This window comes from Fulvimonas yonginensis, assembly GCF_037137055.1.
Taxonomy (GTDB): Bacteria; Pseudomonadota; Gammaproteobacteria; order Xanthomonadales; family Rhodanobacteraceae; genus Frateuria_A; species Frateuria_A yonginensis.
Genome location: NZ_JBBBNY010000010.1, coordinates 115,490 through 123,904 on the forward strand (window position 1 = coordinate 115,490; position 8,415 = coordinate 123,904).

Sequence of the window (8,415 nt, forward strand, 5' to 3'; positions counted from 1 at the left end):
GTGTTGCAATGAAATGAGATGAATGTTGCAACGTGATGACAATGCCCGCGCAAGCGTCATCCGCAGGCCGTCAAGAGAGCGTCAGACCGACCTGGTCACGCTCGAGCGTTTCCAGCCGCCGCCAGCGGTTGACGATGGCGCAGAAAAGCTCGGCGGTGCGCTCGGCGTCGTAGATCGCCGAATGCGCCTCGCGTCCGTCGAAGGCGTGGCCGGCCGCCTGCACCGCCTTGCTCAGCACCGTCTGTCCGTAGGCCAGGCCGCTGAGCGTGGCGGTGTCGAAGCAACTGAACGGGTGGAACGGGTTGCGCTTGTGTCCGCAGCGGCGCACCGCGGCGTTGAGGAAGGCCAGGTCGAAGGCGGCGTTGTGCCCGACCAGCACGGCGCGCTGGCACTCGCTTTCGCGCATCGCCTGGCGGACCGGGGCGAACACGTGGTCCAGCGCCTGGCGCTCGGACAGGGCGCCGCGCAGGGGGTTGTCCGGGTCGATGCCGGTAATCTCCAGCGAGCGCGGGTCGATCCGCGCGCCGGGGAAGGGCTCGACGTGGGTGAACACCGGCGGGCGCGGGCGCAGGTAGCCTTCCGCATCCATCGCCAGCGTCACCACGGCGATCTCCAGCAGCGCGTCGTGCTCGGCGTCGAAGCCGCCGGTTTCCACGTCCACGATCACCGGCATGAAGCCGCGGAACCGCTCGCACATGCGGGCGGACAGGCTGTTGCTCACGTATTCCATCGGCCAAGCATATCAGTGGGCGGGGCGCCCACCGGCGAAGGCGCCGCCTGCGCGGCGTGCCGGCTGTCTTTTTTCTGTCATCCGACCGGCATCGAATCGTAAAGTGCGCCTCCCATCCTTTCGCCCGTCCCTGCTTGGCCATCCAGGATCGAAGGGGGCGGTCGAGTGGTTCCTACCAACAGTGGAGAGAAGTTCATGCGTTCGAAGATGCTCGTGGTGGCGATCGCCGCCGGTTTGGGCCTGGCAGGCGCCGGTGTGCATGCGGCACCGGCCCCGCAGGATGCGCAGTCGTCCGCTGCGCGCAACGCCGAGGTCGAGCAGCTCAAGGCCCAGCTGGCCGCGTTGCAGGCCAAGGTGGACGAACTCGAACAGCGGACCGACGCACAGTCCGACATCAACGTGACCACCGGCCAGAACATCGAGGCGATCCGGAAGGCGCAGGCCAGCTCGGCTTCCTCGCTGGACAAGGCGCTGGCCGACACCACCTTCTCCGGCAAGATGTTCTTCGACTTCTCGAACATCGACCAGAAGAATAGCGACACCGGCAAGACCGACGCCTCCGGCACCGGCCTGGACGTCAAGCGCTTCTACCTGGGCGTGGACCACAAGTTCAACGACATCTGGTCGGCCAACCTGACCACCGACTTCAACTACGTGTCCAACGACGGCGAAACCAACCTGTTCGTCAAGAAGGCCTACGTGCAGGGCAAGTTCGACCCGGCGGCGGTGTTGCGCATCGGCTCGGCCGACATGCCGTGGATCCCGTTCGTCGAGAACTACTACGGCTTCCGCTACGTCGAGAACACCATCACCGACCGCCTGAAGTACGCCAACTCGGCCGACTGGGGTCTGCACCTGGGCGGCGACATCGGCGCCAGCAAGGTTGCCAACTACGCGGTGTCGGTGGTCAACGGCGGCGGCTACAAGAACCCCGGCCGCAGCAAGGGCGTGGACTTCGAAGGCCGCGTCGGCTTCGTGCCGTTCGAGGGCATGATCGTCGCGGTCGGCGGCTACAGCGGCCACCTGGGCAAGGAAACCGAGAGCATCGACGCCCCGCATACCGCGCAGCGCGGCGACGTGATGGTCGCCTACGCCGACAAGAAGGTGCGCGTGGGCGCCGAGTACTTCACCGCCAAGAACTGGGGCAACCTTGTGCTCAGCCCGGTGGAGGACAAGGCGGACGGCTATTCGCTGTGGGGCTCGGTCGCGCTCACCGACGAGCTCGCCCTGTTCGCCCGCTACGACAACGCCAAGCTGAGCAGGGACCTGGACAGCAACGCCAAGGACGTCTACTACAACCTCGGCCTGCAGTACCAGGTGACCAAGGGCTTCAAGCTGGCCGGCGTGTGGAAGCACGAGAAGGCCGACCGTTCGGTCGCCACCCCGACGCCATTGCATGTGCAGAACGTGAAGACCAACGAGATCGGCGTGTTCGGCGAAGTCGCCTTCTGAGGCAGGCGCTGCGCTGGGCAGCCTTTGAACAAACCTTCACGCCGCGCGTGGAAAATTACGCCGGCGTCAAGGAGCGGTTATCGGAAGGGAGTTCTGCCCAGGGACGGACAACGGCGGGCCGCAAGCCCGCCGTTATTTTTTGCACTTCCGCAACCCCGCCGGCCTGGCCGTTGCCGCCGCTTGCGGCGACAGTGGCGGGCCCGGCGCCTTGGTGGCACGCTGACGGAGCAGGCACGGCGGTGGTGTACCGTCGACCTCGTCCGGGAGGAGCCCTTCTCATGCAGGTCCGTCAGCTCACCGAACAGATCAGCGTGTCGCCGCAGATCCTGCCGGGCGACCTGGATACGCTCGCGGCGGCCGGCTTTCGCAGCCTGGTCAACAACCGGCCCGACGGCGAGGCGGAGGACCAGCCGGCGAGCGCCGAGCTTGCGGCGGCCGCCATGCAGCGTGGCCTGGCCTACCGCCACATCCCGGTGATGCCCGGAAGCTACGAGCCCGCCACCATCGACGCCATGCATCGGGCGCTGGAGGAGCTGCCGGCGCCGGTGCTGGCGTTCTGCCGTACCGGGACGCGCTCGACCACCCTGTGGGCGCTGCAGGCGGCACGGCATACCGACGCCGATGCGCTGGTCGGCATCGCTGGCGAGGCCGGCTACGACCTCACCGCCTGGGTGCCCCGCCTGCGCGACGCGCGTCGTGCCTGAGGCCGCGGCATGAGCCCGTTCCCCGGTACCGGTGAGCTGCTTGCGGTGGTGTGCGGCTCGGCCGTCGGCTTTTCGCTGGCGCTGGTCGGCGGCGGCGGTTCGATCCTGGCCACGCCGCTGTTGCTGTACGTGGTCGGCGTGCGCGATCCGCACGTGGCGATCGGCACCAGCGCGTTGGCGGTGTCCGCCAACGCGTTCGCCAACCTCTGGCCGCACGCGCGTGCGGGCCACGTGCGCTGGCGGGCCGCCTTCGTGTTCGCTGCCACCGGCGTGCTCGGCGCCTGGCTGGGCTCCAATCTGGGCAAGGCGATGGACGGCCATCGCCTGCTGGCGCTGTTCGCGCTGCTGATGCTGGTGGTGGCGCTGCTCATGCTGCGCGGGCGCCGCATCGAGAGGGCGGCGCGTTACCCGCTGCCGAACAGCTTTGCGCGGTTGGGCGCGGTAGGCCTGGGCGCCGGCGGCCTGTCCGGCTTCTTCGGCATCGGCGGCGGTTTCCTGATCGTGCCGGGGCTGATGTTCGCCAGTGGCATGGAGATCATCAACGCGATCGGCACCTCGCTGTTCTCGGTCGGCAGCTTCGCGCTGACCACCGCGGGCAACTATGCGGTGTCGGGGCTGGTCGACTGGCGCGTGGCGCTGGAATTCATCGGCGGCGGCGTGCTCGGCGGCTGGCTGGGCGCGCTGGGCGCCCAGCGACTGGCGCATACGCGCGGGGCGCTCAACGTGCTGTTCGCCGGCGTGATCGTGCTGGTCGCGCTCTACATGCTCTACCGCTCGGCGCAGGCGATGTAGGAGGGAGCTTGCTCGCGATGTCTTTTCGCCGAGAGCGTCGAGCCGGGGGCGCCGCAGCCGTAGAGCAAGGGCATCGCGGGCAGGCCCGCTCCTACAGGGCCGAGGGCGGCGTCTTGTGCTTGTAGCGGCACAGGTCGCGGATCGGGCAGACCGGGCAGGCGGGCTTGCGTGCCTTGCACACGTAGCGGCCGTGCAGGATCAGCCAGTGGTGCGCGTCCTTCTTGAACTCGGCCGGCACCACGTTCTCCAGCTTGTCCTCGACCGCGCGCACGTCCTTGCCGGGCGCGAGACCGGTGCGGTTGGCGACGCGGAAGATGTGCGTGTCCACCGCGATGGTGGGCTCGCCGAAGGCGGTGTTGAGCACCACGTTGGCGGTCTTGCGGCCCACGCCCGGCAGCGCCTCCAGCGCCTCGCGCGTGCGCGGCACCTCGCCGCCGTACTGCTCGACCAGGATGCGGCACAGCGCGATCACGTTCTTCGCCTTGGCGTTGTACAGGCCGATGGTGCTGATGTAGCGCTTCAGGCCTTCCTCGCCCAGCACCAGGATCGCCTGCGGCGTGCGGGCCACGGGAAACAGTTTGCGCGTGGCCTTGTTGACGCCTACATCGGTGGCCTGCGCGGAGAGCACCACGGCGACCAGCAGCTCGAACGGCGTGCGGTACTCGAGCTCGGTGGTGGGATGGGGATCGAGTTCACGCAGGCGCGAGAACAGTTCCACGACCTCGGCGCGCTTCATGCCCGGGAGCCCCGCTTGGCGCGGGCGCGGGCCAGCGCGGCCAGCACGGGATTCTGCGGCGTGGCAGGGGCATCGACCGCGGCCTTGCGTGCGGCCAGTTCCGCCTCGCGCTCGGCGCGCTCGCGCGCCAGCCGCGCCTCGCGGCGCCGGAAATGCGCACGGGAGGCGTCCGCATGCGCCGGGTCCTCGACCTGGATCAGGGGCATGGGGTCGAGCACGATGCAGTCGACCGGGCAGGCCGGCACGCAAAGCTCGCAGCCGGTGCAGTCCTCGGGCAGCACCGTATGCATCAGCTTGGCGGCGCCGACGATGGCGTCGACCGGGCAGGCCTGGATGCACTTGGTGCAACCGATGCAGTCGGTTTCCACGATGCGCGCCAGCATGCGCGGCTTCTCCACCCCGTGCGCGGGATCGAGCGGCAGCGCCGGCGTGCCCAGCAGCGCGGCCAGCCTGGCGATGCCGGCGGCGCCACCCGGCGGGCAGCGGTTGATCGGCGCCTCGCCGCGTGCGATCGCCTCGGCATACGGACGGCAGCCGTGGAAACCGCACTGCTCGCACTGGGTCTGCGGCAGCAGGGCATCGATACGGGTGGCGAGGTCGTCGGTGGCGTGGCTCATCGTAGTCCGGGCGCCGGCGCGGGGGAGGGCGCGGGCATAATCGGGAACCTATTGTCCCGCAAATCGGAGCTTTGCATGAACCGTTCCCGTCCCCCGCTGCGCGTCGCCTCGATGCTGCTGGCCGTCGCCGTCGGCATGGCCGGTACCCTGCTCTTGGGCCATGCCGTACCTGCGCAAGCCGAAGCCTCGTCGCCCGCCACGGTGACCGTGTTCGTCGACGCCACCTTCGGCTTCCGCAAGAACCACATGGCCGACAAGCTCGCCCGCACGCATGCCGAGTACGCCACGCGCGGTTACCGCTTCGTGGACATGGAGCCGTACAACGAGAACGGCGACCTGGTGGGGTTCTTCGTCACCTATGCGCGCTGAGCCGCACCATCGGAGCAAGCTCGCTCGTACCGGCCCGGAGGGGGAGGCCGCTCGCGCTCAGCGCACCGTGGCGCCGGGCTTGGCGCCCGCATCGGCGTCCAGCAGGAACAGGTCGCTGCCGCCTTCACCGGCGGACAGGATCATGCCCTCGGACAGGCCGAAGCGCATCTTGCGCGGGGCCAGGTTGGCGATGAACACGACGTTGCGGCCGACCAGCCTTGCCGGTTCCTGGTAGGCCGCACGGATGCCGGAGAAGATCTGGCGCGTGCCCAGCGGGCCGGCATCCAGTTCGAAGCGCAGCAGCTTGTCCGAACCCTCCACGAACTCGCAGGCGGTGACCCTGCCCACGCGCAGGTCGAGCTTGGCGAAGTCGTCGATGGAAACGGTGGCGGGCAGGTCGGCGGCGGGCTCGTTCATGGGCTTGCGGGTGTCCTTGGCAGGCTTGGGGGCGGCAACGGCCGGGGCAGGGGCGAGCGACTCCTTCGAGGCCTCCACCATCGCCTCGATGCGCTTGGGATCGATGCGCGCGAGCAGCGGTTCGAACGGCCCGATGGCGTGGTTGTGCAGCTCCGCGCGGGCATCGTCGAAGCCCACGATCGGCGCCGCCAGGAAGGCCTCGGCGGCCGCCACGGTGGCCGGCAGGATCGGCTTGAGCAGCCCGGCGAGCAGGCGGAACGCGGCGATCGCGAACGAGCAGACCTGGTGCAGCTCGGCGCGACGCGACTCGTCCTTGGCCATCGCCCACGGCGCGGTCGCCGCGATGTGGCCGTTGACTAGGTCGGCCATCAGCACGAAGCGACGGGTGACCTCGGCGAAGTCGCCCTGGTCGTAGAGCGCGTCGATGTCGTTGTAGTGCTCCAGCAGCGCGTTCCACAGCGCCGTCTCGGTGGCGCCGAAACGCTCCGCCAGGCGGCCGCCGAAGTACTTGTGCACGAAGCCCGCGGTGCGGCTGGCGATGTTCACCCACTTGCCGACCAGGTGCGAGTTGACGCGCTCCTCGAACGCCTTGAGGTCCAGGTCCACGTCCACCGGCGCGTCGTCCAGCAGGCAGGCGAAGTAGTAGCGCAGGAACTCCGGATCGAGGCCGGCATCGAGGTAGGTACGCGCCTGGATGAAGGTGCCGCGCGACTTGGACATCTTGGCGCCGTTGACGGTCAGGTAGCCGTTCACGTGCAGCGCGGTCGGCGTGCGGAAGCCGGCGCCGTGCAGCATCGCCGGCCAGAACAGGCCGTGGAAGTTGATGATGTCCTTGCCGATGAAGTGGTGCATCTCGGCGCGGCTGGAGGGCGCGAGGTAATCGTCGAACCTCTTGCCGGTGCGGTCGCACAGCGCCTTGAAGCTCGCCAGGTAGCCCACCGGCGCGTCCAGCCAGACGTAGAAGAACTTGCCCGGCGCATCGGGAATGGGAAAGCCGAAATAGGGCGCGTCGCGCGAGATGTCCCAGTCCTTCAGGCCGCCGTCCAGCCACTCGCGCAGCTTGGCGGCGACGCCTGCGTTCGCCACCGGCTTGCCGCCGGTGTAGCGGCCGGCGAACCAGTCGCGCAGCAGCGCCTCGAACTTGGAGAGTTCGAAGAAGTAGTGTTCCGAATCGCGCAGCACCGGCGCCGCGCCGGACACCACCGAGTACGGCTCGATCAGGTCGGTCGGCGCGTAGGTGGCGCCGCAGTTCTCGCAGTTGTCGCCGTACTGGTCGGGGGTACCGCAGCGCGGGCAGGTGCCCTTGATGTAGCGGTCCGGCAGGAACATTTCCTTTTCCGGATCGAACAGCTGCTTGATGCTGCGGCGCGCGATGCAGCCGCCCTCACGCAGGCGCGTGTAGATCAGCGTCGCCAGTTCGCGGTTCTCTTCCGAGTGGGTCGAGTGGTAATGGTCGAAGGCCACGCCGAAGCCGGCGAAGTCGGCCTCGTGGCCGGCGCGGATGCCCTCGATGAACGCCTCGGGCGTCATGCCCGCCCTCTCGGCCGCCAGCATGATCGGCGTGCCGTGGGCGTCGTCGGCACAGACGTAGGCCACCTCGTTGCCCGCCATGCGCTGCGCCCGCACCCAGATGTCGGCCTGGATGTAGCCCAGCAGGTGGCCCAGGTGCAGCGGGCCGTTGGCATAGGGCAGGGCGTTGGTGACGAGGAGACGGCGGGTCATGGCGGGGTGTGGTCGCAACGGGATCGCGCATTATGGCACGCGAACACCGCCCGGCCGGTGTTCGGACGGCCGAACGGGAGAACGTCGGCGTTCCGTCGTCATCGGTCTCGGGGCCATGCGCGAGTCGGGCATGGACCTGTGTGAGCCGTAGGTTCCCCGTTCCCGGTCGCCCGTTTCCCGCAATGTTGCGATGCAACGTCCGCGGTTCGATAATCGGCGGACGCAGGCTGTCCCTGCCGGAAACCGACTGTCATGCACCTGAACATGCTCAAGGCCAAGATCCACCGCGCGACGGTGACCCACGCGGAGCTCCACTACGAGGGCTCGATCGCGATCGACGGCCTGCTGCTGGACGCCGCCGGCATCCGCGAGTACGAGCAGATCCACGCCTGGGACATCAACAACGGCCAGCGTTTCGTGACCTACGCGCTGCGTGCGGAAGAGGGCTCGGGGATCATTTCCGTCAACGGCAGCGCCGCCCGCAGCGTGCAGGCCGGCGACCTGATCATCATCGCCGCCTTCGCCCAGCTCAACGAGGCGGAGCTGGAGAAGTTCCAGCCCACGCTGGTCTACGTGGACGCCGCCAACCGCATCAGCCACACCAACCGCTCGATTCCCAAGCAGATGGCGGCGGCCTGATATCCCGCCTTTGCGCCCTCGCCTCTCGCGAAGCGCTGCGCGGGACCGGCTCACGATCGAGCTCGGATGACGCTGAGGCGCCTGGCGCGGACCTGGCGCTAGCTGTGATCTCTCAGTAGGTTGTTCACCCGGGGCGATCCCGGGATTCTGGAGGTGCGACCCAACCAGCACACCAGGAACCCCGGATGAACCTGCATAAACATGCCCGTCTTACGCCTCGAGGTCGAGCCCTGCTCG

The 8,415-nt window shown here is 68.6% G+C and carries 9 protein-coding genes; 5 read left to right on the forward strand and 4 right to left on the reverse strand.

All coding sequences use genetic code 11. From position 1 onward, the window contains the following. Positions 1-70: 70 nt before the first annotated feature. Positions 71-730 (reverse strand): ribonuclease T, encoded by a 660-nt coding sequence (gene rnt / locus WAT24_RS13165; RefSeq protein WP_336808349.1) that lies wholly within the window; start codon positions 728-730, stop codon positions 71-73. A 195-nt stretch (positions 731-925) separates the two neighbouring features. Between rnt and WAT24_RS13170 the strand changes: the two genes are divergently transcribed. The 3 genes from WAT24_RS13170 to WAT24_RS13180 all read left to right on the forward strand — a co-directional run bounded on the left by WAT24_RS13170 (position 926) and on the right by WAT24_RS13180 (position 3,678). After that, entirely contained in the window at positions 926-2,182 is a 1,257-nt protein-coding gene (locus WAT24_RS13170) for a porin (protein ID WP_336808350.1), read from the forward strand. Between the two features lie 278 nt (positions 2,183-2,460). Then, on the forward strand, positions 2,461-2,886 hold the full coding sequence (locus WAT24_RS13175; RefSeq protein WP_336808351.1) for a protein tyrosine phosphatase family protein: 426 nt from the start codon (positions 2,461-2,463) through the stop codon (positions 2,884-2,886). A gap of 9 nt (positions 2,887-2,895) precedes the next feature. Beyond that, positions 2,896-3,678, forward strand: coding sequence for a sulfite exporter TauE/SafE family protein (locus WAT24_RS13180; protein ID WP_336808352.1), 783 nt, complete (start codon positions 2,896-2,898; stop codon positions 3,676-3,678). Positions 3,679-3,769: 91 nt separating this feature from the next. Here WAT24_RS13180 and nth read toward each other — a convergent pair whose 3' ends face one another. Continuing rightward, complete coding sequence (gene nth, locus WAT24_RS13185) at positions 3,770-4,414, reverse strand: endonuclease III (RefSeq protein WP_336808353.1); 645 nt, start codon at positions 4,412-4,414, stop codon at positions 3,770-3,772. Further along, positions 4,411-5,031, reverse strand: coding sequence for an RnfABCDGE type electron transport complex subunit B (locus WAT24_RS13190; protein WP_336808354.1), 621 nt, complete (start codon positions 5,029-5,031; stop codon positions 4,411-4,413). Before WAT24_RS13190 ends, nth begins: the two co-directional genes overlap by 4 nt. Before the next feature lie 75 nt (positions 5,032-5,106). Here WAT24_RS13190 and WAT24_RS13195 point away from each other — a divergent pair, with 75 nt between their 5' ends. Continuing rightward, the gene (locus tag WAT24_RS13195) at positions 5,107-5,400 is read left to right on the forward strand and encodes a hypothetical protein (RefSeq protein ID WP_336808355.1); all 294 of its coding nucleotides are present in this window, start codon (positions 5,107-5,109) and stop codon (positions 5,398-5,400) included. A 57-nt stretch (positions 5,401-5,457) separates the two neighbouring features. Here the strand turns inward: WAT24_RS13195 and metG are convergent, their stop codons facing one another. After that, positions 5,458-7,539, reverse strand: coding sequence for a methionine--tRNA ligase (metG, locus tag WAT24_RS13200; protein ID WP_336808356.1), 2,082 nt, complete (start codon positions 7,537-7,539; stop codon positions 5,458-5,460). Between the two features lie 252 nt (positions 7,540-7,791). On the opposite strand from metG, the gene panD reads away from it, so the two are divergent. Beyond that, complete coding sequence (panD, locus tag WAT24_RS13205) at positions 7,792-8,178, forward strand: aspartate 1-decarboxylase (protein ID WP_336808357.1); 387 nt, start codon at positions 7,792-7,794, stop codon at positions 8,176-8,178. Positions 8,179-8,415: the final 237 nt, after the last annotated feature.

What these genes read in the sequence shown, in the direction of transcription:
- rnt (WP_336808349.1), bottom strand. Translation starts at nt 730, where the DNA reads ATGGAATACGTGAGCAACAGCCTGTCCGCCCGCATGTGCGAGCGGTTC.
- WAT24_RS13170 (WP_336808350.1), top strand. Translation starts at nt 926, where the DNA reads ATGCGTTCGAAGATGCTCGTGGTGGCGATCGCCGCCGGTTTGGGCCTG.
- metG (WP_336808356.1), bottom strand. Translation starts at nt 7,539, where the DNA reads ATGACCCGCCGTCTCCTCGTCACCAACGCCCTGCCCTATGCCAACGGC.
- WAT24_RS13175 (WP_336808351.1), top strand. Translation starts at nt 2,461, where the DNA reads ATGCAGGTCCGTCAGCTCACCGAACAGATCAGCGTGTCGCCGCAGATC.
- nth (WP_336808353.1), bottom strand. Translation starts at nt 4,414, where the DNA reads ATGAAGCGCGCCGAGGTCGTGGAACTGTTCTCGCGCCTGCGTGAACTC.
- WAT24_RS13190 (WP_336808354.1), bottom strand. Translation starts at nt 5,031, where the DNA reads ATGAGCCACGCCACCGACGACCTCGCCACCCGTATCGATGCCCTGCTG.
- WAT24_RS13180 (WP_336808352.1), top strand. Translation starts at nt 2,896, where the DNA reads ATGAGCCCGTTCCCCGGTACCGGTGAGCTGCTTGCGGTGGTGTGCGGC.
- WAT24_RS13195 (WP_336808355.1), top strand. Translation starts at nt 5,107, where the DNA reads ATGAACCGTTCCCGTCCCCCGCTGCGCGTCGCCTCGATGCTGCTGGCC.
- panD (WP_336808357.1), top strand. Translation starts at nt 7,792, where the DNA reads ATGCACCTGAACATGCTCAAGGCCAAGATCCACCGCGCGACGGTGACC.